The 25,585-nt window shown below is 59.5% G+C and carries 28 protein-coding genes; 23 read left to right on the top strand and 5 right to left on the bottom strand.

Going from position 1 to position 25,585, the window contains the following annotated elements:
• Positions 1-53: 53 nt before the first annotated feature.
• Complete coding sequence (locus tag ACZ9XP_RS15925; protein WP_147685153.1) at positions 54-830, bottom strand: tRNA threonylcarbamoyladenosine dehydratase; 777 nt, start codon at positions 828-830, stop codon at positions 54-56.
• Between the two features lie 148 nt (positions 831-978).
• On the opposite strand from ACZ9XP_RS15925, the gene ACZ9XP_RS15920 reads away from it, so the two are divergent.
• From ACZ9XP_RS15920 to ACZ9XP_RS15900, 5 genes are all read left to right on the top strand, one after another.
• Positions 979-1,587, top strand: a complete 609-nt coding sequence (locus ACZ9XP_RS15920) for a methyl-accepting chemotaxis protein (RefSeq protein ID WP_438698387.1) — start codon at positions 979-981, stop codon at positions 1,585-1,587.
• Positions 1,584-2,336: an oxygen-binding di-iron domain-containing protein gene (locus tag ACZ9XP_RS15915; RefSeq protein WP_147685158.1), complete on the top strand. Its 753-nt coding sequence runs from the start codon at positions 1,584-1,586 to the stop codon at positions 2,334-2,336. The genes ACZ9XP_RS15920 and ACZ9XP_RS15915 overlap by 4 nt, the downstream gene beginning before the upstream one ends.
• A 92-nt stretch (positions 2,337-2,428) precedes the next feature.
• Positions 2,429-2,659 carry a hypothetical protein gene (locus ACZ9XP_RS15910; protein ID WP_017509453.1) on the top strand — a complete coding sequence of 77 codons (231 nt, stop codon included), beginning with the start codon at positions 2,429-2,431 and terminating at the stop codon, positions 2,657-2,659.
• A gap of 123 nt (positions 2,660-2,782) precedes the next feature.
• On the top strand, positions 2,783-3,814 hold the full coding sequence (gene ltaE / locus ACZ9XP_RS15905; RefSeq protein ID WP_147685160.1) for a low-specificity L-threonine aldolase: 1,032 nt from the start codon (positions 2,783-2,785) through the stop codon (positions 3,812-3,814).
• Positions 3,811-4,569, top strand: a complete 759-nt coding sequence (locus ACZ9XP_RS15900) for a sulfite exporter TauE/SafE family protein (protein ID WP_465188757.1) — start codon at positions 3,811-3,813, stop codon at positions 4,567-4,569. Before ltaE ends, ACZ9XP_RS15900 begins: the two co-directional genes overlap by 4 nt.
• 60 nt (positions 4,570-4,629) lie before the next feature.
• On the opposite strand, the gene ACZ9XP_RS15895 is transcribed toward ACZ9XP_RS15900, so the two are convergent.
• On the bottom strand, positions 4,630-5,118 hold the full coding sequence (locus ACZ9XP_RS15895; protein ID WP_170253648.1) for an Ivy family c-type lysozyme inhibitor: 489 nt from the start codon (positions 5,116-5,118) through the stop codon (positions 4,630-4,632).
• Between the two features lie 150 nt (positions 5,119-5,268).
• Between ACZ9XP_RS15895 and ACZ9XP_RS15890 the strand changes: the two genes are divergently transcribed.
• The 3 genes from ACZ9XP_RS15890 (at position 5,269) to ACZ9XP_RS15880 (ending at position 8,067) form a co-directional block, all read left to right on the top strand.
• Positions 5,269-7,320, top strand: coding sequence for a prolyl oligopeptidase family serine peptidase (locus ACZ9XP_RS15890; RefSeq protein ID WP_147685166.1), 2,052 nt, complete (start codon positions 5,269-5,271; stop codon positions 7,318-7,320).
• 4 nt (positions 7,321-7,324) lie between these two features.
• Positions 7,325-7,864, top strand: coding sequence for a GNAT family N-acetyltransferase (locus ACZ9XP_RS15885; protein ID WP_147685168.1), 540 nt, complete (start codon positions 7,325-7,327; stop codon positions 7,862-7,864).
• 74 nt (positions 7,865-7,938) lie between these two features.
• Complete coding sequence (locus ACZ9XP_RS15880; protein ID WP_276607903.1) at positions 7,939-8,067, top strand: hypothetical protein; 129 nt, start codon at positions 7,939-7,941, stop codon at positions 8,065-8,067.
• Positions 8,068-8,131: 64 nt separating this feature from the next.
• Here ACZ9XP_RS15880 and ACZ9XP_RS15875 read toward each other — a convergent pair whose 3' ends face one another.
• Entirely contained in the window at positions 8,132-8,476 is a 345-nt protein-coding gene (locus ACZ9XP_RS15875; protein ID WP_017509463.1) for a zinc ribbon domain-containing protein YjdM, read from the bottom strand.
• A 119-nt stretch (positions 8,477-8,595) separates the two neighbouring features.
• Positions 8,596-9,522, bottom strand: a complete 927-nt coding sequence (locus ACZ9XP_RS15870) for a helix-turn-helix domain-containing protein (protein WP_170253649.1) — start codon at positions 9,520-9,522, stop codon at positions 8,596-8,598.
• Positions 9,523-9,631: 109 nt separating this feature from the next.
• Here ACZ9XP_RS15870 and ACZ9XP_RS15865 point away from each other — a divergent pair, with 109 nt between their 5' ends.
• The 15 genes from ACZ9XP_RS15865 to ACZ9XP_RS15795 all read left to right on the top strand — a co-directional run bounded on the left by ACZ9XP_RS15865 (position 9,632) and on the right by ACZ9XP_RS15795 (position 23,659).
• The gene (locus tag ACZ9XP_RS15865) at positions 9,632-10,321 is read left to right on the top strand and encodes an ABC transporter ATP-binding protein (protein ID WP_147685172.1); all 690 of its coding nucleotides are present in this window, start codon (positions 9,632-9,634) and stop codon (positions 10,319-10,321) included.
• A complete protein-coding gene (locus ACZ9XP_RS15860; protein WP_147685174.1) occupies positions 10,318-11,712 on the top strand; it encodes an FtsX-like permease family protein in 1,395 nt (464 codons plus the stop codon). Before ACZ9XP_RS15865 ends, ACZ9XP_RS15860 begins: the two co-directional genes overlap by 4 nt.
• A gap of 9 nt (positions 11,713-11,721) precedes the next feature.
• Positions 11,722-12,489: an outer membrane lipoprotein-sorting protein gene (locus ACZ9XP_RS15855; protein ID WP_147685176.1), complete on the top strand. Its 768-nt coding sequence runs from the start codon at positions 11,722-11,724 to the stop codon at positions 12,487-12,489.
• Positions 12,486-13,715, top strand: coding sequence for a hypothetical protein (locus ACZ9XP_RS15850; RefSeq protein ID WP_147685179.1), 1,230 nt, complete (start codon positions 12,486-12,488; stop codon positions 13,713-13,715). Before ACZ9XP_RS15855 ends, ACZ9XP_RS15850 begins: the two co-directional genes overlap by 4 nt.
• 247 nt (positions 13,716-13,962) lie before the next feature.
• On the top strand, positions 13,963-14,583 hold the full coding sequence (locus ACZ9XP_RS15845; RefSeq protein ID WP_147685181.1) for a BPSL1445 family SYLF domain-containing lipoprotein: 621 nt from the start codon (positions 13,963-13,965) through the stop codon (positions 14,581-14,583).
• Positions 14,584-15,319: 736 nt separating this feature from the next.
• Entirely contained in the window at positions 15,320-16,906 is a 1,587-nt protein-coding gene (locus ACZ9XP_RS15840) for a methyl-accepting chemotaxis protein (protein ID WP_147685183.1), read from the top strand.
• 375 nt (positions 16,907-17,281) lie between these two features.
• On the top strand, positions 17,282-17,596 hold the full coding sequence (locus ACZ9XP_RS15835; RefSeq protein ID WP_147685185.1) for a hypothetical protein: 315 nt from the start codon (positions 17,282-17,284) through the stop codon (positions 17,594-17,596).
• A 91-nt stretch (positions 17,597-17,687) separates the two neighbouring features.
• Complete coding sequence (locus ACZ9XP_RS15830; RefSeq protein ID WP_465188756.1) at positions 17,688-18,140, top strand: disulfide bond formation protein B; 453 nt, start codon at positions 17,688-17,690, stop codon at positions 18,138-18,140.
• On the top strand, positions 18,137-18,790 hold the full coding sequence (locus ACZ9XP_RS15825; protein ID WP_147685190.1) for a DsbA family protein: 654 nt from the start codon (positions 18,137-18,139) through the stop codon (positions 18,788-18,790). The genes ACZ9XP_RS15830 and ACZ9XP_RS15825 overlap by 4 nt, the downstream gene beginning before the upstream one ends.
• A 459-nt stretch (positions 18,791-19,249) precedes the next feature.
• Complete coding sequence (locus ACZ9XP_RS15820; RefSeq protein ID WP_147685192.1) at positions 19,250-20,083, top strand: iron-containing redox enzyme family protein; 834 nt, start codon at positions 19,250-19,252, stop codon at positions 20,081-20,083.
• A 1-nt stretch (position 20,084) separates the two neighbouring features.
• On the top strand, positions 20,085-20,240 hold the full coding sequence (locus ACZ9XP_RS15815) for a rubredoxin (protein WP_147685194.1): 156 nt from the start codon (positions 20,085-20,087) through the stop codon (positions 20,238-20,240).
• A gap of 13 nt (positions 20,241-20,253) precedes the next feature.
• On the top strand, positions 20,254-20,871 hold the full coding sequence (locus ACZ9XP_RS15810) for a hypothetical protein (RefSeq protein ID WP_147685196.1): 618 nt from the start codon (positions 20,254-20,256) through the stop codon (positions 20,869-20,871).
• A gap of 122 nt (positions 20,872-20,993) precedes the next feature.
• Complete coding sequence (locus ACZ9XP_RS15805; protein ID WP_170253650.1) at positions 20,994-21,767, top strand: EamA family transporter; 774 nt, start codon at positions 20,994-20,996, stop codon at positions 21,765-21,767.
• On the top strand, positions 21,760-23,004 hold the full coding sequence (locus ACZ9XP_RS15800) for an ATP-grasp domain-containing protein (RefSeq protein WP_147685200.1): 1,245 nt from the start codon (positions 21,760-21,762) through the stop codon (positions 23,002-23,004). Before ACZ9XP_RS15805 ends, ACZ9XP_RS15800 begins: the two co-directional genes overlap by 8 nt.
• The gene (locus ACZ9XP_RS15795) at positions 22,997-23,659 is read left to right on the top strand and encodes a transporter substrate-binding domain-containing protein (protein ID WP_170253651.1); all 663 of its coding nucleotides are present in this window, start codon (positions 22,997-22,999) and stop codon (positions 23,657-23,659) included. Before ACZ9XP_RS15800 ends, ACZ9XP_RS15795 begins: the two co-directional genes overlap by 8 nt.
• A 96-nt stretch (positions 23,660-23,755) precedes the next feature.
• On the opposite strand, the gene glmS is transcribed toward ACZ9XP_RS15795, so the two are convergent.
• On the bottom strand, positions 23,756-25,585 hold the full coding sequence (gene glmS, locus ACZ9XP_RS15790) for a glutamine--fructose-6-phosphate transaminase (isomerizing) (protein WP_147685205.1): 1,830 nt from the start codon (positions 25,583-25,585) through the stop codon (positions 23,756-23,758).

Below are 25,585 nucleotides of genomic sequence, written 5' to 3'. Positions count from 1 at the left end.
CCATGCCCCGTACGGGGCATGGCGCCTGATGGCTAGACCTGCTGCGGCCAACCTTATTTACGGCGTTTGCCAGCCAGATCGTTCAGCACGCAGGAGGCGGCAAACAGGCCAAAACTGGCCGTGACCACCACGCTGGCGCCAAAACCGGCACACGACAGCCCCTGCGGGCCACGGGCCTCGCCGCTATCGCAAGCTTGCACCTGCGGATACACCAGCGGCTCGGTGGAGTACACACAGCGCACACCCAGCTTGCGCCCCGGCTCGCGGCTAAAGCCATGGTGGCGGCGCAGGGTGTAGCGCAGCTTGGACAGCAGTGGGTCTTCCGTCACCGCCCCCAGGTCGGCAATGGCAATGCGCGTCGGGTCCATCTGCCCGCCCGCGCCGCCCGACACCACAAACGGCTGGCGGCGGCGTACGCACCAGGCCGCCATGGCCGCCTTCACTTTCAGGCTGTCGATGCAGTCCACGATATAGTTAAAGCCCTGGCCCAGCATGGCGTCCAGATTGTCTTCGGTAACAAAGTCTTCCACCTCGGTCACCACACAAGCCGGGTTGATGGCGCGCACGCGCTCGGCCAGTGCGGTCACCTTGGCCATGCCGTACAGCGGGTCCAGCGCCGGCAGCTGGCGGTTGGTATTGGATTCGGCAATATTATCCAGGTCGATCAGCGTGAGATGGCCGATACCGCTGCGCGCCAGCGACTCCACCACCCAGGAGCCCACCCCGCCCACGCCCACGACACACACCTTGGCCACAGCAAAGCGCTGCAATGCCGCCTCGCCATACAAACGGGCGACGCCGCCAAAACGGCGATCCAGATCGGCTTCCATGCCAGACTCCCCAAACAAAACGGCCAAGCATAACCAAGCCGCCGGTACGACACCAGCCCATTACGTGCGTACGTATATCGAAAGAACTAGGGCATAGCCCGACGCCCTTTGCTAGACTGCCACCATAGCCACATGTAAGGAGCGGGCTTTGAGCAATAAGCCAACACACAAGACATCGTCCGGCGAGCTGGCCGGCTTTGTCCGGCTGAACGAAGGCATCAAAGGCGTGGTGCTGATTGCCTTCCAGATCAACATCATGGCGCTGAACGCCATCTTGCTGGCCCACCGTGCCGGCGAGGTGGCACTGGGTTTTGGCGTGATCTCGAAAGAGCTGCGCAGCCTGTCGGTAGAGCTCACCGGCCTGATGCAGGAACTCTCCAACGATGCCTACCTGGCGGTTAACCTGATTTCCGACCTGCTGCGCCAGGAGCGGCGCTACCGGCTGCTGAAAAAAGCCACCGACCTGGTGGTGGACCCATCCCCTGCCCTGCGCGATGTCATGGTACGGCGCGAAGAAGAATTCAGCCTGATCACCCACCGCGTGCGCGACGTGCGCCTGCGCCTGCTGGACCGCCTGGAAGACGCCCGCAAGCTGTGCCAGTTTGGCACTGCCATTTCGCGCTCGGCCAAGATCGAAGCCGCCTACGGCCGCGAATACGGCCGCGCCCTGGCCGAGGTCAGCCAGGAATTCGACCAGAAAATACAAAACATCCTGCCCTCCATCGAGGCACTGTGCACAGGAATGCAAAGAAGATGAAGACCGCCCAGACCATCTATCAGGAAGGCAGCCACCGCTGGGTCGTGATTGCCCGCGACCCGTCCAAGCCCGACTGCGTGATCGACACCAACGAATACCTGATCAGCCGCGAAGGCGACAACCTGCTGACCGACCCCGGTGGCAGCGAGATCTTCCCCGCCGTGTTTGCCGCCCTGTCCACCATTGTGGACCCGATGAGCATCCGCTACCTGTTTGCCTCGCACCAGGACCCGGACATCATCTCGTCGCTGGGCCTGTGGCTGGAGTGCAACCCGGATATCCGCTGCTATGTGAGCCGGCTGTGGAGCAGCTTCATCCCGCACTTTGGCGGCGACGAAAACTCGCTGGTGGCCATCCCGGACGAGGGCATGAGCATGCCGCTGGGCAGTGGCCAGATCGAGTACGTACCCGCGCACTTCCTGCACTCGTCCGGCAACTTCCACCTGTACGACCCGGACGCGCGCATCCTGTTTAGCGGCGACGTGGGCGCCGCCCTGATACCACCCGAAGAAGACGAGCTGTTCGTGCGCGATTTCGACAAGCACATCCGCCACGCCGAAGGCTTCCACCGCCGCTGGATGGGCTCTACCGAAGCCAAGCTGGACTGGTGCGAACGCGCCAGCCGCATGAAGATCGACATGCTGTGCCCGCAGCACGGCAGCATCTACCAGGGCGATGACGTGATGCGCTTCATCAACTGGTTTGCCGAGCTGCCCATTGGCCTGAGCACCTTCCGCCACCGCCGTTAAGCAAGATGACTTGAAATAAGCCAGCCATCTTCCTAAGTTAAAGAACCTCCGCTGCCAGCGGAGGTTCTTGTCTTTTATGGGAGAGCATCCTGATGAAGTCGCCGCGCTTTGATATCGATCTGGACAAACACTACAAGGCCACCGTGGTCATCGCCTGCCCCGCCTGCGGGCACGAAAACCGCCACCACCTGGCCAGCCTGCAGCCCGACAGTACCCTGGCTTGCGTGTGCGGTAGTGACATCAGCCTGACCGCCTACGGCCTGCAAAGCGCCCATGACAAAGCCGCTGCCATCAAGGCGGCTTACCACATCAACGCCGCCTGAACACTGTTTTGGCAAAATCACGCTTCTATAAGCACAGCCCCTGCTGGCACAATCAGGCAAATGCCTGAATCACGACAACGGCAACCCGCGGGTTGCCGTTTTTCTTCCCGCACAGGAGCCAGCATGCCCACCGTTATCGATTTGCGCAGCGACACCGTCACCCACCCCACCCCGGCCATGCGCCAGGCCATGTTCGACGCGGTAGTCGGCGATGATGTCTACGGCGACGACCCCACCGTGCGCGAGCTGGAAACGTTGGCCGCCCGCCTGCTGGGTAAAGAAGCCGCGCTGTTCGTGCCCAGTGGCAACTTTGGCAACCAGCTGGCGCTGTTTACCCACTGCCAGCGCGGCGACGAGGTGATTCTGGGCGACGACTGCCACATCGTCTGGCACGAAACCGGCGGTGCCGCCGTCATTGCCGGCGTGCAGCTGCGCACCATCGCCAGCCATCACGGCGTACTGCCGGCTGCCGAGGTGAAAAAACGCATCCGTGTGGGCGAAGACATCCACTGGCCGCGCACCGGCCTGATCTGCCTGGAAAACGCGCACAGCAACGGCCGCGTCATCCCGCTGGCCGACATGGCCGCCGTGTGGGACGTAGCACAGCAGCACGGCGTGCCGGTACACCTGGACGGCGCCCGCGTGTTCAACGCCGCCACCCACCTGGGCTGCGACGTACGTGACATCACCCGCTACAGCGACAGCGTAATGTGCTGCCTGTCTAAAGGCCTGGCCGCGCCGGTGGGCTCCATCCTGGCCGGCTCCGCCGCCTTCATCGCCCGCGCCCGCAAGAACCGCAAGCTGCTGGGCGGTGGCCTGCGCCAGGCGGGCGTACTGGCCGCGCCCGGCCTGCTGGCGCTCACCGACATGGTGGCGCGCCTGCCAGAAGACCACGCCAACGCGCGCTATCTGGCCGAACAGCTGGCCGCGCTGCCGGGGGTAGGGGTGAATCTGGAAGATGTGCACATCAATATGGTGTGGTTCCGTCTGCCGGCCACGCTGGATAGCCACCGCCTGATGGCGGCGCTGGCCGCGGCCAACATCAAGGCCAACGGGCCGGAAGACGGCCTGATGCGGCTGGTGACCCACTGGCAAGTTGGCCGCAGCGAGCTGGACCGCGTGGTCGCGGTATTCGCCCGCGAGCTGGCAGCATGACACTCACCATTGCACTGGGCTTGTTTGCCGCCGCCTTTGCCGCTGGCGCCCTCAACGCCGTGGCCGGTGGCGGCACGCTGATCACCTTCCCCGCGCTGGTGGCGGCCGGTGTACCGCCCATTGTGGCCAATGCCACCAGCTCGGTATCGCAATGGCCCGGCTACCTGGCCAGCAGCCTCACCTTCCGCCGCGAGCTCAGCGGCCAGCGCGCCATGGTGGGCATGAGCGCCGCCAGCCTGCTGGGTGGCCTGGCCGGTGGCTGGCTGGTGACCGTGGTATCACCGCGGCTGTTCGACGTGCTGATCCCGTGGCTGATTCTGCTGGCTACCGCCATGTTTGCCTTTAGCACCACCCTCACGCGCTGGATGAGCCAGCACGCGGCCAACGTTGGCCGCAGCACCAGCGCGCTGCTAGTGGGGCAATTTGTGGTCAGCATCTACGGCGGCTTTTTCGGCGGCGGCATGGGCATCATGATGCTGGCGCTGTACAGCCTGTTTGCGCTGGACACCCTCACCCGCATGAATGCACTGAAAACCTGGCTATCGGTGCTGATCTCCGGCGTGGCGGTGCTGACCTTCATCGTCGCAGGCCTGGTGGACTGGCCGGCCGCACTGGTGATGCTGGCCGGTACCGTGCTGGGCGGCGTCGCCGGCGCACGCCTGGCGCGCCGCCTGCCGGCGCTATGGCTGAAGCGGATAGTGGTCGCGCTGGGCAGCGTGCTCACCGCCGCGTTTTTCTGGAAGGTGTACGGCTAGGCACGCGGCCAAGCCCTCAAGCTTGGCCGCAGGCGTGTTCATCACGCCACGTGACCTTGCCTACGGCAACACCAGCGGCAGCGGTGTGCTGTCGCTAAGCTTGCCGGCCAGCGGCGAGGCGGGGTCGTTTTCGTCCTGCAGCAGCGCCTTTTGTGCGGCAGACGGGCGGCCTAGCCAGGCCTCGCTGCCGTCTTCGCGGGTGTAGCGCGCCACCAGCTGCTGGCGGCGCGGCTGGTAGAGTACCCACAGCTGGTGCGGGCAGTTGTGCGGCTGGCACACGCTGCCGCGCAGGTAGAGTTCGCGCCCTTGCTGGATGGGCAGTAGCGGTGTCATCACGCCCGCGGCAACCCAACTGGGTGCCTTGTTGCCGCTGCCGCGAAACACGGCCTGCACGGCGGTGCGAAAGGCGCGGTCGCCACTGTAGACATCACCAAAATAGGCACAGCTGGCCTGCGTCTTGCAGGTAGCGGCTTGGCGGGCGGTAACAGGCTGGGCCCATAGCGGGCTGGTGGCCAGCAGGGTGGCCAGTAACAGGGCGATTTTTTGCATGGCATGCTCCGGTGGCAGCGGGGGTGGCTGCATTATGCCAGCTGCGTGGCAAGCCTGTACAAGCCGAATGCGCCACCGCTTCCCTGCCCGTGCAAACTGCCGCACAATCCGCGCATTGCTGCCTTGCGGCCAACCTATTGCCCTGCCCCGATGACCCTACACACCGACGATTTTGCCTGGCTGGAAAGCCTGGACGCCGCTGCTACGCTAGACTGGGTGGCCGCCCAGAACGCCGCCACCCGGGCGCGCCTGGACAGTGATCCGCGCTTTGCCGATTTGCAAGCCAGCATTCTGGCCAACCTGCGCGACACGCGGCAGATTCCGTTTTTTGCCGAGCACGATGGCTGGCTGTACAACTTTCATCAGGACGATGCCCACCCGCGCGGCATCTACCGCCGCACCACGCTGGACAGCTACCGCGCCAACGCGCAGGACTGGCAAACGGTGATCGACATCGACCAGCTGGCCGCCGATGAGGAGGTGGACTGGTACCTGGACGGCGTGTCGCACTACACACTGCAGCCCACCCGCGTGCTGCTGAGCCTGACCCCCGGCGGCAGCGACGCCAGCGTCACCCGCGAATACGACCTGGCCGCCGGTGCCTTTGTGGCGGGCGGCTTTGCCTTTCCCTACGGCAAAAACCACGTCGCCTGGCGCGATTTGGACAGCGTGTTCGTGTGCCCGGCGTGGGACGACAGCCAGCTCACCCGCGCCGGCTACCCGCGCGAGGTATGGCTGCAGGCACGCGGGCAAAGCTGGGCCGACGCGCAGCCGCTGCTGCAGCTGGACGAAGACGCCATGATGGTAGCGGCGTGGCGTTTTCTGGATGCGGCCAACCCGCTGGCGCCCGGCAGCATTACGGCGTTCGACATCGTCGAAGCCTCGGACAGCTTTTACAGCAAAACCTATTACCTACTGAGTGGCGATAGCCTGATCGCGCTACCGTTGCCGCCCCGTGCCGAGATCGAGGCCTACAGCCACGGCGACCTGATCGTCAAGCTGGCAGAAGACTGGCCCTTTGCCGGTCAACACTACGCCGCCGGCAGCCTGCTAGCCGTGGCCTGCGCCGCCGACAGCGGCCAGGTTGGCCGCATCCAGCCGCTGTGTGTGCCTGGGGCGCGCCAGTCGGTAGAAATGGTAGAAGCCACGCTGGACCTGCTGGCCATTATCGTGATCGACAACGTGAAAAGCCGGCTCGACACCCTGCGCTGGGCCGACGGCAGCTGGCAGCCGCACGCCAACCCGCTGCCGCAGGGCGGCGTGGTGGAGTTTGCCGACCAGCCATGGCATAGCAACCTGCTGTACTACAGCTACAGCGACTTTCTCACCCCCGCCGGCCTGTACCGGCTGGACCTGCTGGCGGGCGGACAGCCCGAGGTGCTGCGCCAGCAGCCAGCGGCGTTTGATGCCAGCGGCTACGTCGCCACCCAATACCACGCCAGCGCGCCAGACGGCACCGCCATCCCCTACTTTGTGGTGCACCGCGCCGGGCTGGCGCAGGACGGCAACGCGCCCACGCTGCTGTACGGCTACGGCGGTTTCGAGGTGCCGATGATGCCCTACTACATGGACAACTTTGGCCCGCAATGGCTGGAAAAAGGCGGCGTGTTTGCGGTGGCCAATATCCGCGGCGGTGGCGAGTTCGGCCCGGCCTGGCACCAGGCGGCGCAGGGGGTGAACCGCCAAGTAAGCTTTGACGACTTCATTGCGGTAGCCGAAGACCTGATCACCCGCGGCATCACCAGCCCGCGCCGGCTGGGCATAGAAGGCGGCAGTAACGGCGGCCTGCTGGTGGGTGCCTGCCTCACCCAGCGCCCCGAGCTGTTTAACGCCGTGGTGTGCGAGGTGCCGCTGCTGGACATGCTGCGCTATACGCAGCTGCTGGCCGGCGCCAGCTGGGTGGACGAATACGGCGACCCGGACGACCCCGCCGAGCGCGCCGCGCTGGCGGCGTACTCGCCCTACCACCATGTGCGCGGCGACGCAGCCTACCCGCTGGCGCTGTTCACCACCAGCAGCAAGGACGACCGCGTGCACCCGGCGCACGCGCGCAAAATGGTGGCGCGCCTGCAGGCACTGGGCCACGACGCGCTACTGTTTGAAACCGAAGGCGGCGGCCATGGCGGCAATACCGGCCAGGCGCAAACTGCCGAAGAACTGGCGCGGGTACTGGTGTACCTGTACCGCCAACTGATGGACTAACACCATGACGCCACACACCCCGCAATTGACCCTGCGTCTGGCCGAGCCACGCGACGCCGCCCGCTGCTACGCCATCGAAAGCAGCGCCTACGAAGGCGACGAGGCCGCCACCGCCGAAAAAATCGCGCTGCGCATTGCGCAGTACCCGGCCGGTTTTCTGGTGCTGGAATGCGACGGCGTACTGGTGGGCTTCATCAACAGCGGCTGCGCCCACCAGGTGGAAATGGCCGACGAAGCCTTCAAGGAGCTGATCGGCCACGACCCGGCAGCGGCCAACGTGGTGATCATGTCGGTGGTCATCGACCCGGCCTGCCAGGGCCGTGGCTACGCCGGGCTGCTGATGCGCGCCTTTATCCAGCGCATGCAGGCTGCCGGCAAACAGGCCATCCACCTGATGTGCAAGCCGCAGCACGTGGCACTGTACGCCCACCTGGGCTACCAGTACGTGCAGCCGTCGGCCTCGCTGCACGGCGGCATGCAGTGGCACGAGATGGTGCTGCCGCTGGGCGCCGCAGGCCAGCCGCGCAACAGCACGGCGCAATAAAACCGGGCCCTGGCCGGGGCAGGCCTATACTGGCCCTGACCCCGGCACCGCCGGTCGCCGCGAGAGGTGGCACCATGAAATCGCAACAACGCAGCAAGGAAGCCAAAAAGCACGCCGTGCTCAACCCGAAAGAGAAAAAGGCCGCCAAAGCCGCCAAAAAAATGGCCATGCTTCAGCCCGCCATCGTCATCATCCCGCGCTAGCGATACACGCCGCGCAATAAAAAAGCTGCCATCTGGCAGCTTTTTCGCTGATAAGGCCGCTATATCAGGCCTTTTTCACAAACTCCGACTTCAGGCTCATCTGGCCAATGCCGTCGATTTTGCAGTCGATATCGTGGTCGCCATCCACCAGGCGGATGTTCTTCACCTTGGTACCCACTTTTACTACCAGCGAGCTGCCTTTTACTTTCAGGTCTTTGATCACGGTAACGCTATCGCCGTCTTGCAGCAGGTTACCGTTGGCGTCGCGAATCACGCGGGTTTCTTCTGCTTCCACCGCGGCGGCGCCATCCTGTGGCCACTCGTGCGCGCACTCCGGGCAAACGTAGAGGCTGCCGTCTTCGTAGGTAAATTCGGACTGACAGGCCGGGCAGTTTGGTAGGGCGCTCATGCTATTCCTTTCGGGTTTGCCTTACAGGCAAAAGGGGCATTATCCCCCGTTGGGGCACCTCTTCGCAAATAACGCCGCCTTGGTGCCTGCGGCCAACCCTGCCAGCAGGCGTAGCCGTTTCAGTCCTGGCGCAGATGCAGCTCGCTCAGACCCCATAGCCGGTATACCCAGCAGCCCTCGTCTTCGGCCAGGCGGCGACGCAGCTCGGCCGGGGTAAAGCCGGTAACCCGTCGCGTCTGGCGGCACAAGTGCGACTGGTCGGCGTAGCCGGTCAGGTCGGCCAGCTCGCCCCAATTGATGAGGCCGTCGCGCTCGGCGGCAACGCCCTCCAGAAACGCGCGCTCGGCACGGCCCATGCCGTTTAGTTCGCGTAGCGACTGGCCAGTCCAGCTTTTGATGCGGCGCTCGACCTGGCGCACGCTGCGCCCCAAGCCAGAGTTGGCCGCACGCAGTGCCAGGTGTTGCAGCCAGTCGCTATTGAGGCGGCTGACCAGGCTTTGCGGTGGGCGCACCAGGGCCCAGAGCGGGGTAAGAAATGCCTCGATCAGCGCGATGCGGGCTTCGTCGTCGGCGGCGGCCGCCACGGCACGGCTCAGCTGCTGCCAGCCATCGTCCAGGACACGGCTACCATCGGCAAAACGGTTTAGCAGCTCGCCTGCCTGCAGACCGGTCAGCGCCAGCAATGCATCTGGCGGCAGGAGCAGCATCAAAGCGTGAACCTCGCCCGATACCCAGCTGCAGCAGGGGTGGTTGAACGGGCCGCCAACGCAGAAATCGGGCAGCCGCTCACGCCGGCTATCGGGTGGCGGCGGCAAGCTGGCGTGAACCAGATGGCAGTCACCGTGCAAAAACCAGGTAATGGTGCACAAGGGTGATGCCGGAAAGTAGGTGTAGCGCTGCGCATCCGGTAACGTGAGACCACGGCTATCGCGCAGTACCACGGCCCGCACGGCGGCGGCCAGCCCGGCACGGGGCAGCCACATTGCATTGCGCGCGGCCGACAAGGGGCTGCCGACAGGATGCGGGGGCTGGTCTATCTTGAACATGACAAGATTATAAGGGCACTGTTTTTGCGGTGCATGTCGTAATCCTTCAATACACTGCATGCTGCCATCGCTAACATCTCGTCATTACGGCCAACCTTGAGAAGCCACCATGCCTACCGTGCGCCTGCGTGATGTATGCAAGACCTACTACCTGGACAGTGTGACCGTACCGGCACTCGCCGGCGTCAGCGCCGACATCCAGCCCGACTGCTTTACTGTACTGGCTGGCCCGTCTGGCAGCGGCAAAACCACGCTGCTGAACCTGATTGGCGGCCTGGACCGCGCCGATAGCGGCTGCATCGAGATCGCCGGCCAGGTGCTAAACGCACTGGACGACGACGCACTGTCGGACTTTCGCGCCCGCCATATCGGTTTCGTGTTCCAGCACTTCAACCTGCTGCCGGTGCTGAGCGCCTACGAGAACGTGGAGTACCCGCTGATTCTGGCCGGGGTGGGCGGCAACGAGCGCCGCCAGCGCGTGCGCGACATGCTGGCCGCCGTGGGCCTGGCCGAGCGCATGGACAACCGCCCCGGCCAGCTGTCCGGCGGCCAGCGCCAGCGCGTGGCCATCGCCCGCGCCCTGGTAGGGCAGCCGGCACTGGTGCTGGCCGACGAGCCCACGGCCAACCTGGACAGCCACACCGGCGCCGAGATCATTACGTTGATGCGCCGCCTGCAGCGCGAGCACGCGGTGTCGTTTGTGTTCTCCTCGCACGACGCGCAGATCATCGCCGCCGCCGACGCACTGATACCACTGCGCGACGGCCAACTCCACACCACACTGGAGGGTCAGCCATGAGCACGCTGCTACTGGCGCTGCGCAACCTGCTGCGCAACCGGCGCCGCTCGCTGGCTACCCTGCTCACCATGGTGGTGGGGCTTACCGCCATCCTGCTGTTTGGCGGCTACCGTTCCAATATCCAGTACGGCACGCTCACCGGCTTCGTGCAGTACACCGGCCACCTGCAGATCCAGCGCCAGGGCTACTTTGAAGAGGGCAGCGACAACCCGGCTGCCTACGGCATTCACAACTACGCCGTACTGATGAACGCACTACAGCAAGACCCGCAGCTGCGCCCACTGCTGAACGAAGTAACGCCAACCCTGCAGCTGGGCGGCATTGCCGGGCGCTTTGCGGCCAACGTATCGCGCTCGGTGCTGGTCAACGGCGTGGATGCCGCCGCCCGTAACCGCATGATGCGCTGGAACGAGTACGGCGTGGTGAGCTACGCCCAGCCGCTGGCGCTGGAAGGCCGGCCCGCCGACAGCGTGGTGCTGGGCCAGGGTGTCGCACGCAAGCTGCGCCTGTGCGCGCTGCTACCTGCCGACATGCCGTGCACGCCGCTGGCGACCGGCAGCCGCAGCGGGCAGGATACGCCAGCCGACCTGGCGGCACTGACACAGCAGGAGGCAACACCAGCCAGCGCCGGCCACGATGCGGCCAACCGTATCGAGCTGCTGGCCGCCAGTCAGCGCGGCGCGCCCAATGTGGCCAGCCTGCAGGTGGTAAAGGCCAGCAATATGGGCATCAAGGCGCTGGACGACCTGTATATGGCCATGCACCTGCAGCAAGCGCAGCGCCTGGTATACGGCCAGGCCCAGCCGCAAGTCACCGCCATCCTGCTACAGCTGCACCATACTGCCGACCTGCCGCTAGCCACCGCCCGCCTTCGCACCCTGCTGGCACAACACGGTGGCGGACAAGACCTGGTGTTGCTGGATTTTGCCCAGCTGAACCCCACCTACGGCCAGACCAACCAGTTCATGGATTCCATGTTCGGCTTTATTGCCATGCTGATCGGGGTCATCGTGCTGTTTACGCTGGGTAACACCATGAGCAGCGCCGTAGTAGAACGCACCAGCGAGATAGGTACCCTGCGCGCGCTGGGCCTGCGCCGCGCCGGTATACGCCGCCTGTTCCTGTGCGAGGCGCTGCTACTGGGGCTGGCCGGTGTGGTGCTGGGCGTACTGGCCGCACTGGCGATTGCCGCACTGATCAACCACAGCGGCTGGCGCTGGACCCCGCCGGGCTACGCCTACGCTTACCTGATCCTGGTACGCGTAGGGCAGGACATCCCACTGCTGCTGGGCAGTATGGGCGGCATGCTGGGCGTGACGCTGCTTTCCGCCTGGTGGCCAGCGCGCCGCGCAGCACGCCAGCAAATTGTCGACGCACTGCGTCACGCCTGAGGACACACCATGACCCGACTGCTCATGACCCTGCTGGGGCTAGCCCTGAGCACAACACTGTTGGCCGCACCCGAGCCGCAAGCCATCCTGGCCGCCAGCGACGCCGTGCGTAACCCTGACTTCGCCTTCGGCCTGACAAACACCCTGACCGAATACCGCCAGGGCAAGCAAAGCGACAGCAGCACGCTGGCCATATATTCGCGCGCCAGCGCCAGCGATGGCCAGTTCCGCAGCCTGGTGCGCTACCAGTCACCCGCGCGCGACGTGGGCAAGCTCATTCTCTACAACGGCCGCGATCTGTGGTTTTACGACCCGGCCAGCAAGGCCAGCGTCCGCCTGTCGCCGCAGCAGCGGCTACTGGGCCAGGCCTCCAACGGTGATGTGGTCACCACCAACTTCGCACGCGACTACCGCGCCACCACGGCCATCGCAGAAGACACACTGGATGGCGACCGCCAGCCGCGTGCCAGCTACAAACTTACCCTGCACGCCAGCGGCGACGGCGCCAACTACCCACGCATCGACATGTGGGTCAGCCAGGACGGTGCGCGGCCGATCAAGGCCCGCTTTTACGCCGACAGCGGCAAGCTGCTGAAAACCGCCTACTACCGCCGCTATCAACGCTGGCTAGGCGTAGAGCGCCCCACCGAAACGGTCATCATCGACGGCCTGGAGCCTGACTGGATCACCGTGATGCGTTACAGCGACTGGGTAAAACGCGAGGTACCGGAAGCCTGGCTACAACGCGATTACCTGCCACGCTTCCAGCCCCAATGAGCCGGCTACTTACCGCCACGCTGGCGCTGGCCACCCTACCGGTGCTGGCGCAAGCCCCGGCAGACACCGCGCTGCCCGACACGGACGCCGCCGCGCTGGCGCTGGCTGACGCCACGCCGGACAACACCCCAGCGCCCGCCAGCAGCGGGACGAAATTTATCGAGCTGGCGCACGAACACAGCCAGTGGCAGCCACCCGGCTACCCCAGCGGCAGCCAGCGTCTGTCGCTGAGTGCACGCGGCGAACAAGCCATCAGCGATAACCTGCGCCTGCAGCTAGCCGCCAGGGCTGACTGGCGCCAGCCGGATAACGGCCAGCCTGGCAACGTGCTGACGGTCAGTGATGCCTACGCCGCCTGGCAGCCGGACAGCACAGGCCAGCTGGCACTGGGTCGCATCAACGTGCGCAACGGTGTGGCAACCGGCTTCAACCCTACCGACTTTCTGCGCGATAGCGCGGTACGCAGCGTGATCTCTGCCGACCCGGCCAGCCAGCGCGACAACCGCCAGGGCACGGTGATGCTGCGCGCCCAGCAATGGTGGGACGGCGGTGCGGCCAACCTGCTGCTCGCCCCCGCCCTGAGCCACAGCAGCAGCACAACCGCGCTGCCGGATGCCGACGCCCCCAACCGCCAGTCACGCTGGCTACTCAGCCTCAGCCAGCCTGCCCTGCCACTGTCGCCACAGTGGCTGCTCTATCACGCCAGCGATAGCGGTAGCCGGCTGGGGGCCAACCTCAGCGGCATACTGGGGCAGGCCACCGTGCTCTATGGCGAATGGGCCGGTGGCCGGACAGATGGCAATAGCTGGCGCAACCAGCTGGCGAGCGGCGTGCAGTACACGCTACCTGGCAAGCTGACGCTGGGGCTGGAATGGCAATACGACGGCACAGCACTGGACACCCAAACGTGGGCGGCGCTGGCACGACAGCCCGCTGCCTATTACACCTACCGCCTGCAGCAGCAGCGTAGTGGCCAGCTGGCCACCCGCCGCCAGTTGCTCTGGCAGGCCCGCTGGCAAGACGCTACCCCGCACCTGGACCTGGCCCTGCTCTACCACCACGACCAGATAGACCACAGCACCCGGCTGTGGGTCGAGGCGCGCTGGCGCGGCGAGCGCGCCGACTACGCCCTGCAGTGGCTACAGCAACAGGGCACCCCAGGTAGCCAGTACGGCGCCCTACCGCAGCAACGCAGCGTACAGGCACTGGTACGCGGCTTCTTCTAGCCGCCATCACCGCGGCAACACGTGCCAGAACCGGTCATCAGCACACAAAACAGGCTCCCCGCACGACCACACCACGCGACGTACCACCGACCCCGACATCACTGCACGGCCGCTCTGGCGAACACTAGGGCACATCTGCAGCGGCTATGTGTGCTGGCGTACCGAACACAGCCACCATGTGCGGGATGCTGTCTGATCTTGCACCGCCCCGCACAAATTCTTGTACGGTTTCACCGGAGGTTTTGTCATGTTCAAACGAACTGTTTGGGTGCTCTCGCTCAGTATGGCGCTGGCCAGCTGCACCACCACCATGCCCGATTATCAGCGCAGCACCCTGTCGCAACGCGCTGCCATTCATGCCAATGTGGACGACACACTGGGCAAGCTTTACCTGCAGGCCAAAGGCTCGCGCGAACTGGTGGCCAAGGCCAAAGGGGTACTGGTGTTCCCATCGGTACTGACGGCAGGCTTTGTTGTGGGCGGTGCGTATGGCGAGGGTGAATTGCGCGTAGGCAATGCGCAGGCCGGCTATTACAAAACCATGACCGGGTCGCTGGGCTTTCAGGCCGGCGCGCAGTCCAAGGCGCTGGTCTTTCTGTTCATGACGCAGGGGGCACTGGACCATTTCCGCCAGGGTAATGGCTGGACAGCGGGTGTGGACGCCAACGTCGCCTTGCTGACCATCGGCGCAGATGGCTCGGTGAATACCGACACCGCCACCGCCCCGGTCATCGGCTTTGTCATGACCAATGGCGGGTTGATGTTCAATGTGTCCTTGCAAGGCACCAAGGTGTCGCGGCTGGACACCCCGATACAGCCACCTGACCACGATGCCAACACCTCGAACAGGCATGAGCGCGGCAAATGACACCACGGCGCCCGGCATAGCCTGCATCGACCTCCACCCGGATACGCCACAAGCAGATACCGGGTGGCGGCCTGTCGGCTGCCGCATCACTGTACGTAATACGACACCCAAGTGGGTAACCACAATCTGGCCGCACACCGCTCACACGGTAGTGCGGCCAGATCATGATTGTGTGCCAATGGCTGCAGCACTGATGGTACGGCACCCGCTGCAGCTCCCCCTACAGTCTGCCTAGTACCGCCATTCTGGCAAGCAACGCCACAACACCCCGATCAGCATCAGCAGTAAATGAATCAGCCCCCATGGTTCAAGCAGTCGGCCTACCCCAGGCACACTTCAAACAGAACCACAGTACTGCGGCTACCTGCGCCCGACATAGGCGTGTATCTCGTGCAAAGTACCAGAGATAACGCGCCAGGCCAGCACATACGGGTGACCACCGACCGCCATGGCCTGGCGGGGCAGCCGCACATCTACCCTTATGGCGCGCAGGGACAAGCTGTAGGTTTTCCCCGCGCTGACAGCCGCCGTCATGACATATAGCTCACGGATATCTGCCTGCCAACGTTGGCCGCATGCTTTGCCAAGTGAGATCACTGTGTGTTGCAACGACGTTGCACCGACAATCCCTTCGGCATATGCAATTTGCCTATTTATAGTTTTATTTATAATATATTGTTACCACTGACTATAAAACCGCACGCATAACCACGGTCAAAGCCCGAGGACACCCACCATGCGCAGCAACCTGCCTGTCACCCAGACCGAACGCTTTCTGGTACCCAAGCGCCCTATCGTCACCAAGACCGACCTGCGCGGCATCATTACCTATGCCAATCGCGCCTTCATCGAGATCAGCGGCTTTAGTGAAGCAGAACTCATCGGCCAGCCGCACAATATCGTGCGCCACCCCGACATGCCGCCCGAGGCTTTCGACGATATGTGGCGCACTATCAAGGCTGGCCACCCCTGGCGCGGGCTGGTCAAGAACCGCAGCAAAAACGGCGATTTCTACTGGGTAGACGCCTACGCCACCCCCATCCGCGAAAACGGCCGCATTACGGGCTACATGTCGGTGCGTAACAGCCCGGACCGGCAGCAAGTCGCCGCCACTGAGCAGCTGTACGCTGATATCCGCGCCAAACGCGCCAGCCTGCCGCCCACACGCATAGACAACGGTGCCAGCCTGGACCGCCTGCTGCTATGGCTGCTGGTACCGGCCGTATTGCTGCTACCCATCAGCCTGTTCCTGCCCGATGGCGTAGCGGCAGCGGTGAGCCTGCTGCTGTCGGCTTGGCTATTGGGCGGGGGGCTGTGGCTGCGGCGTCAGGCCATTGCGCCGCTGTCGCACATCCGCCAGGGTATACACCGCTTGGGCGAAGGCCATTTCGGCGAACCGTTCCAACCCGCAGGCTGTGCCGAGCTGCGCGACATGAGCCAGGCACTGGAAAGTATGCGCATCAATACCCGCGCCGTTATCGCCGACGTGGTAGGCGGCGCCAACGATGTGGGCAGCATTGCCGCTGCCGTCAACGAGCAGGCCGCTACGCTGAAAGGCCGCGGCGAGCAGGCGCTGGACGGCATCAGCCGCGTGGCAGCCGCGCTGGAGCAGCTATCGGTATCGGTCACCGAGATTTCGCACGCCACGCGCAACGGCGCTGGCCATGCCGACGAGGCCCGCCAGCTTACCCTGGCCGGCGAGCAAGCCATGCAGCAGACCGAGCAAGCCACCAGCGTGGCGATGCAGGAGTTTCAAGCTTCCAACGACGCCATTGCCATACTGCAACAATCCACCCAGGACATCGGCAATGTCGCGCTGGTGATCAAGGACATTGCCAACCAGACCAACCTGCTGGCCTTGAATGCGGCCATCGAAGCCGCCCGCGCGGGGGAATCCGGCCGCGGTTTTGCCGTAGTAGCCGACGAAGTGCGCAGCCTGGCAGAGCGCACTGCCGGCAACACCAAAGAAATCGAACAATCCATCAGCGTACTGATGCAGCGCACCGGCGACGTCACACGCAGCATCCAGCACGCCCTGGCACAAGTCAGCCAGGTCGCCACGGCGGTACGCGGCGCCAGCGACAGCCTGGGCGCTATCCGCCAGGCCAGCCATGGCGTATCAACCGCATCGCAAACGGTCGCTGACATGCTGCAACAGCAGTCGTCCACCTCCACCGAAGTGGCGTTGAACATGGAGGCCATGAATACGCTGACCGAGCAAAACAGCCACAACATCCGCCAGACCCACGCCTATGCCGAACAGCTGCACACCACAGCGGACGACTTGCGCCGCCTGGTACAGCACTTCGAGCGCCACCTGTAAGGCATCATCTGTACCGGGCCGAGCGGACTGAACGATGCGGAAAAGGCTGGGGCGTTACACAGATACGGCCAACGTCTTGCACGTGGCCCCTACGCATCCCCGGATGCGGCTTCGCCTTATCCGGGCTACGTGGCCGACAGACGCGTCGGCACCATAAGAAGAGCGGGGCCAAGGCCCCGCTCTTTGCGCAAACGCCGACCAGCATCGTTTTGTGTGGCAGCTCGCTACCGGCGGCGGGCGAGGCGCAACCGCTAGCCTGCCGCGCCAGCACTCGGCCGGAACCCTCGCCAGCGCGCCGGGTCATAGCGCACGCGGCTGCACACCCTGCAGCCCAGCCTATTCCGACCAACCCGCACCCGAGCTAAGTGCCACCGCATGCGCCTTGTCCGCCTTACCTGTTTGTTACTGGCCCTGATGCTGCTATCGCTTCAAGCCATGAGCCTGGCCCATAGCGGCGGCAGCTGTGCCGATGCCGGCTTGCGCAGCTGTGTACAAACCTGCGCGGGCAAACACCGTGGCGAGCCGGAACAGCCTGCGTGCGGTGAAGACTGCTGCGCCCTGCACGCCGGCCCGCAGCCGGCAGGCAACGCCCCCTTGGCAGCCGCCTTCATGGCGCCTCAGCAAGGCCACGCCCCATCGGCCCTGGCCATGCGCGCCATTGCGCCCCCCATCCGGCCCCCCGCCGCCTGACACCCTTGCGCCGGCCCCAGCCGGCACCCCCATCCTCACCGTTGCCGGTACGCTGGCAGCGGTGCGTCTGCATTCCGCCCAAGGCACATTCATGACTTTTCTGATCCGTTCCACACCGGTGCGGCCAACCCCTGTGGCCTGGCTACGGGTATTTGCCGCCTGGCTACTGGCCACGCTGGCCACCCTTGGCGCCCTGTTTTTTGGCGAAGTAATGATGCTGACACCCTGCGTGCTGTGCTGGTACCAGCGCATCTTCATGTTTCCGCTGGTACTGCTGCTGCCACTGGGGCTGTTTCCCTACGACCACAAAGTAGCGCGCTACGGGCTGGCCCTGGCCGTGCCCGGCAGCCTGATAGCGTGCTTCCACCTGCTGGTGGCTGCCGGCGTCATCCCCGAGACCATGCAGCCATGCAGCCAGGGCGTGCCGTGCTCGGTCACCGTCATCGAGTGGTTCGGCTTCGTCACCATCCCGCTGCTATCGGCCGCCGCCTTCCTCACCATTACCGCCTTACTACTGGCAACCCACATACGAGCATGCAAATGAAACCGAAAACCCTCTTCATCGTGGCCGCCAGCGTCTTGCTGTGCGGCTTTCTGGCGGCAAGCGCCTTTTACCAAGCGCAGCAGCGCGAACAGGCCACACAGCAGGCCAGCGTCAACCGCGAGGCACTGGTACGCATGCACTCGCCAGCGCTGGGCAACCCCAATGCCCCGGTGGTGCTGGTCGAGTTCTTCGACCCCGCCTGCGAAACCTGCCGCGCGTTTTACCCGCTGATCAAGGACATGATGGCGGCCAACCCCGGCAAGATCCGCCTGGTACTGCGCTACGCCCCCTTCCATGCAGGGTCCGACCAACTGGTCGCCGCGCTGGAAGCCGCCCGCCGGCAAGGCAAGTACTGGGAAGCAATGGAAGCCTTACTGGCCGCGCAGGATGCGCTGGCACAAAACCACAGCGTGGATAAAGAACGGATCTGGGCACCGTTGGCCGCAGTGGGGCTGGACATGGCCAAACTGAAAAGCGATATGGCAGCAGCGGACATCGCCAACGTCATCGCGCAGGACCTGGCAGATGCGCAAACCCTGCAGGTGCGCAAAACGCCGGAGTTCTTCGTCAACGGCCGGCCCCTGCCAAGCTTTGGCCATGCCCAGCTGCAAGCGCTGGTAGCCGAGGAAATCGCCAAAGCCAGCCGCTAAGGCCAGCAAGCGCCAACGACAAAGGCGGGCTGCCAGATGAAGCCCGCCTTTGACTTGCCTAGCAGCAGTGCCGGTACACCACCCGCTCGTCGCCTGGCAAGCCCCGAGGCCAACACCCGTCGCGGCTACCCCGGCAAGGCGTGCAAGACGCGGTAAAGGCGATGGTTGGGATAGACATCACCGAGTACCGCGCCCAAATGTGGACATCTTCTTGCATTTGGGCTCTAAGCCTCCCCGGATGCGGCTGCGCCTTATCCGGGCTTGCTACGCCACCTTTGAATATCACCAGATTTAATAAATAAATAATGGCTATCCATGGCCTGTCAGATGAAATATCTAGCACAGACTATCAAATCAGCATTTCTCATTGACAAGTCAATGACATGGTTGTATTACTTATTTTGAATATTCCAAATATTCAATTAATCTAACTCATTCATTTCAATAGGAGATTTTATAATGCACATCACTGACGTAAAAGTAGTTCGCCAAAACGAGAAAGCTAAAGGAATTGGTTCTGCCGATGATGAATACACAAGAATTGCAACCGCTATTACTCGACATCAAGCGATTCAAGAGCTCGATGATTTCGGCAGAATAATTTCGGATAGGCCTCTTAATCCAGATGAGCTAGCTCTTTTTTTCTCTACAGTGTGGGCTTTTTTTAAAGACGTCCCATCTGGGATTATTTCTCTCGCTGCAAGAGTAACAGATGACTGGATGCGAGACGATCCTTGGAATGGTAGCGCTAAAGCCGCTCACATTCTCTATGCTTCTGTTGATGAATATGGTCTACACCAACACACTAAGCACATGCTACCGACTCACCATCATCTTTTCTTGAAATTAATTAATCATCTAGGTCTTACAGACAAAGAAATATTTAGCCAAGAGTATATGCTACCTGAAGGAGTGGCCATGGGTAACAATACTCATAGAATGTATCGTAGCGACTCTATTGGTGAAGCTCTAGGATACCATTTAGCCTCAGAAATGACATCATCCAGAGAATTTCAGTACTTCTTTGAAGGATTCAAGAAATACTCAGACGTATATAAACTTACTGGGGAAGACGATCCTGTACTAAGCTTTTTTGCAATTCACTGCGATGTAGAACCGATGCATGTAGCGACTGGCAGGGACATTCTAGTTTCTTACATTAATAAAGATCCAAAAATTGCTAATCATGCAATGACTGGCGCCATGGCTTTCATGGATGGATTTGCAAACATGTTTAAAGCGCTTAATGATAAGCTAAGTTCTAAAGCAATAGAACACAGCATGGGAGATTAAAATGTCGTACGAGTGTCCAATCTGTCACTATGTATATTTTGAAGAGGATGGAGAGCCAACAGAAGGAATTCCACCAATGACACATTGGGAAGACTTACCTGAAGAATTTAAGTGCCCTCACTGTCGAGTAAAAAAAGAAAAATTCCAGAAGAAGTAATAAAAAAAAGACAATGGCACATATGTTCTTGTATGGACTTTCGCTTTCTCTTTTGTTTGGACCAATTGCCGCAACACTAATTTCAAGCGGCATGAATTCAGACAAAAGAGAAAGCATTCTATCTGCAACAGCCGTCGCCACTGCAGACATTTTTATATTCTCGGCATGTTTTTATTTCTACAGCCTTGCCACCATTAAAATCAATACGCAATTAGAATTGGCAGCACTTTATATATTTACATTTCTTGCAAATTTATACATTGCATACTTTGGAATCATGACATTAAAACAATCGTTCATTTTGGATGTAAGGAGTTCAAAATTAGGTTGGCCTAGCATTTTTGTAGCCACCATGATCAACCCAGGAACAACAATAACAACGTTATCAGTCGTAGCCTCAACATCTCACAACATATCTCCCGGAAATTTCATTTCATATATAGTTTACTACTTCCTCGGGACAATAACCGGCCAAGCACTTTATGTCTCAATTGGAATTATTATTTCCTCCAACAAATCCAGCTTTGGATATTTAATACACAGAGCAATATCAATAGCTGCCGGTCTTTATCTACTCGGCAGTGCGGCCAGTGGAATATTTAACACATCAACAATACTCCATAGATTATGAATAACTCTATTATTTATGGCACCGTACTTACGATACTACTAAATTTACTTAACGGATGGCAAGACGTCTATAGGGCAACTGCTTTTCAAGCGCATAGCGTATTTTCCTTGACGGCAATAGCAATGACAATTTCATCATTAATTTATTTGACATGCTTCTATATTGTTAGGAAGAGTGAAAAGTTAATCCCCGCACTTGACATATTTCTTTTAAACATATGGACACTTGGCAGCTGGGGAGGGATTTTCTATGCACTTTCCACATTGCCACCTGTCTTAGTCATTTGCGTAATAACAGCTTCAACACCAATTCTCACCTACTGGCTTGACAAAAAAAATAGAAAATCAGGACATGGTGACACTTTCGATTTTTTAATATGCGTCGCAAATACCATCTTTGTTGTATTATTATTTTCCGAACAAGTATTTAGCATAAGCCTCAAAGAAAAAAACTCTGCCATACTTGGAATCATTGCCTGTTCTGCCGCAGTATTCAGCGACTCAAAACTTGTAGTTCATATGAAACAACTGACTGAAAGAAAGACATCATCATCACAGCAGCTCGCATTCAGGTTTATATTACTTACATTCATAGCATTAGTTATTTCAGTCTATGAAAAATCTATGTCCATATCTTTTGATAGCATTATGCATGCCGCATACATATCCTTGCTTGGGGTTATTCCCGGATCAATACTACTACAAGAGTGCATTAAGCGATTAGAGCCTGTCTTACTAGAAATCATTCTTTCTACCACACCAATATTTGTTCTGGCCTTTCAAAAAATTGCATATAACACACCACCATCTAACATTCAAACCATATCATGCATTTTAATAACCGCCTTATCTTGCACTCTTGTTATCAAACAGTTCCGGAGATCTAAAAATGCATAAAAAAATAGGAGTCATTGTGGATGCTTACTCGACAGGGGCATCCCTTGCAAAAAGGCTAATAAAGGATGGCTTTAGTCTTATCCATATTCAGTCTATGAATGTTATTCTTGAATTTGATGCCCCTAGCTTTATGCCTGAAAATTTCATCGTGAATATAAAGCATAAAAATATAGACAGTACGCTTGATTTTATAAGAAAATTTTCGCCAACTTTTTTAGTTGCCGGCTGCGAGTCAGGTGTTATTCTAGCAGATATGCTCTGCCGAGAATTGAAACTCCCAGGAAATGATCCATCATCATCCAAGATGCGAAGAGATAAATTTTTAATGCAAATGTCAATTAAAAAAAATGGTTTAGCATCAATAGACAGCATCATGACAAATAGAGCATCAGATGCAATATGCTTTTTTAATAAAAACAAGCTTAAACCTGTCATTGTAAAACCAACAAATAGTGCCGGATCTGATGGTGTATACTGCTGTAGTTCAGAAAATGAAATTAAGCGCGCCTTTAATACTCTTCTTGGAAAAATTAACTCCATGGGGGAGATCAATCATAATCTCATAGTTCAAGAAAGAATTCATGGTGACCAATACATAATAAACACAGTCAGCAAAAGCAACAGCCATTTTGTAGTTGATCTTTGGAGAGAAAAGCGGAGAAATTTAATTGATCATGGCGCTATTGGTGACAAAGAATACCTAATACCAAAACGCTCATACGGTAAAAAAGAAAGAATGATTGTAGATTATGTTTACCAATGTTTATCTGCACTAAATATTGAGTTCGGCGCAGCTCATTCAGAAGTATTCTGGTGCTATCGCAGAAATGCTCCAGTTCTTATTGAGGTTGGCGCTAGGCTACAAGGATCAATATGTATTGAAGCCGTATCAAGAGCAATAGGCACAAACCAAGTTGAAGAGTTAATTAAATTATTAACAGACCACAACAGATATGACGGGCCAAAATTAATTGATTGGAACTCATCGCAGCTCTACATGGCAGTGCTAATGATTTCAAATAAAGACACCATAGTTGGTAGTGCTATTAATGAAGTAAGAAATCTACCCGGTTACGTTGATAGTTATAAAATACCTCACTTAAACCAAAAAATTCCAAAAACCATCAGTATGGATACCTGCCCTGGAGTAGTATACTTTTCAGCAGATAACATCGAGGCCTTAGAATCAAATTATCATGCTTACAGGCGCCTTGAGAGGATCATATTCAATGATTAAGATAGGTTTTGACTGCAGTAACTACCCATGTACATATATTAGCAATGGATTTGCATCAGGGATAGAATATCACTATGTGAAAAACATATTAGAGAAATCAGGCTTTGAGTGTAAATTCATCCCTCTTGACTGGAATGTAATTTTCAAAAGCTTGAGCCTAGATGAGGTTGACTTTATCTTCTCAAGCATCTCCATGACAGCAGATCGAAGTAAATATCTTATTGGCACAATTCCATATTTCAATACGCCAGAAATACTATTAGAATTCAGTGTTGGGGCTCTAAGCAACGATAGTATTGGAGTTTTGCACGGCTCAAATCACGAAAGATATGCCAAGACTGTAATTAAGAAATCTAACATTGTGCAATTTAATTCTTATGCGGAAATAAAGCAATCAATGTTAGATGGTTCTGTTAGCAGTTGTCTTGTTGATTGGTTTAATGGTAACGATATTGCCATATCAATAAAAGGGAAGAAAGAAATTCTAGCGCCTATCTACATAACCGATGCAGAATGGTTTGGGAGTGGTTCGTGCATTATCTCTAAATCAAAGAACAAAAAAAATATAGAAAAGATAAATGAAACAATACGAAACGTTGGTGTCATGAGAATTCAATGTAATAATCAACAAAATTTCACTTGCCAAAAACCGTAGAGGGGGCCAACGGCCCCCTCTCTTCACTCAGACTCCGACGAACTTTATTCGGATCCGACAGACTTTATTCGGTGTAGCCACTGCCTGCGGCCAACCTTATTCCACGGTCACCGATTTGGCCAGGTTGCGTGGTTTGTCCACGTCGGTGCCACGCGCCAGGGCGACGTGGTAGGCCAGGATCTGCACCGGGATGGAGTGCACGATGGGGCTGAGCACGCCCACGTGGCGTGGGGTGCGGATAACGTGTACGCCGTCGGAATCGACAAAGTGGCTGTCGGCGTCGGCAAACACGAACAGCTCGCCGCCACGGGCGCGCACTTCCTGCATGTTGGACTTCACTTTTTCCAGCAGCACGTCGTTGGGGGCGATCACCACCACCGGCATGTTTTCGTCTACCAGCGCCAGCGGGCCGTGCTTCAGCTCACCCGCGGGGTAGGCTTCGGCGTGGATGTAGGAGATTTCCTTCAGCTTCAGCGCGCCTTCCAGCGCGATGGGGTAATGCAGACCGCGGCCGAGGAACAGCGCGTCGTTCTTGGCGGCAAACTGGCTGCTCCAGGCCTTGATTTGCGGCTCCAGGTTCAGCGCGTGCTGCACGCTGCCCGGCAGGTGGCGCAGCTCGTCCAGGTATTGCGTTTCTTGTGCTGCGCTCACGCGGCCGCGTACCTTGCCCAGCGTGACGGCCAGCGCAAACAGGCTAACCAGCTGGGTGGTGAAGGCCTTGGTGGAGGCCACGCCGATTTCGGCGCCAGCGCGGGTGTAGAACACCAGTTCGGACGCACGCGGGATGGCGGATTCACGCACGTTGCAGATGGACAGCGCGTGCTGGTGGCCCAGGCTCTTGGCGTATTTCAGCGCTTCCATGGTGTCCAGCGTTTCGCCGGACTGCGAGATGGTGACCACCAGGTGGTTCGGGTCGGCGTAGGCGTCGCGGTAGCGGTATTCGCTGGCGATTTCCACGTCGCACACCACACCGGCGATGCTTTCGATCCAGTATTTGGCGGTGAGGCCGGCGTAGTAGCTGGTGCCGCAAGCCAGAATCTTCACACCGGTGAGCTGTGGCAATACGTTGGCCGCAGCGGGGCCGAACAGCTCGGGCACGAAGCCGTCGTCCAGCACCACTTCGATGGTGTCGGACAGCGCTTTGGGCTGCTCGTGGATTTCTTTTTGCATGAAGTGGCTGTACGGACCCAACTCCAGCGAAGCCAGCGACACGTCGGATACGTGTACTTTGCGCGCTACCGGCTGGTCGTCTTTGTCGATCAGCTTCACGCTGTCGCGGGTAAGGTGGCCGATGTCGCCCTCTTCCAGGAAGATCACACGGCGGGTGGCGGACAGCACGGCGGAGACGTCGGAGGCGATGAAGTTTTCGCCTTCGCCCAGGCCCACCAGCAGCGGGCAGCCCATGCGCGCGCACACCAGTTCGTCGGGCCGGTCCAGCGCGATAACGCCGATGGCGTAGGCGCCGGTAAGCTCGCGGGTGGCGCGGTGTACGGCGCGGAACAGGTCTTTTTCTACCACGTAGTACTGGTGTACCAGGTGGGCGATGACTTCGGTGTCGGTTTGCGATTCGAACACGTAGCCGGCGGCTTTCAGGGCTTCGCGCTTTTCTTCGTGGTTTTCGATGATGCCGTTGTGCACCACGGCGATCAGGCCGTGCGACACGTGCGGGTGGGCGTTGTATTCGGTGACGCCGCCGTGGGTGGCCCAGCGGGTGTGGCCAATGCCCAGCTCGCCCTGCACATTATCGGCCTGGGCGGCGGCTTCCATTTCGGCCACGCGGCCAACCCGGCGTACGCGGGTGATGTCGCTGCCTACGTGCACGGCGATGCCGGACGAGTCGTAGCCGCGGTATTCCAGGCGCTTCAGGCCGTCGACCAGAACAGGAACAATATTACGACGCGCAATAGCGCCTACGATGCCGCACAT

The sequence above is a fragment of the Vogesella perlucida genome (assembly GCF_979366545.1).
Note: the sequence above shows the minus strand (reverse complement) of the source record. Positions and strands in the feature narration are given on the sequence as shown.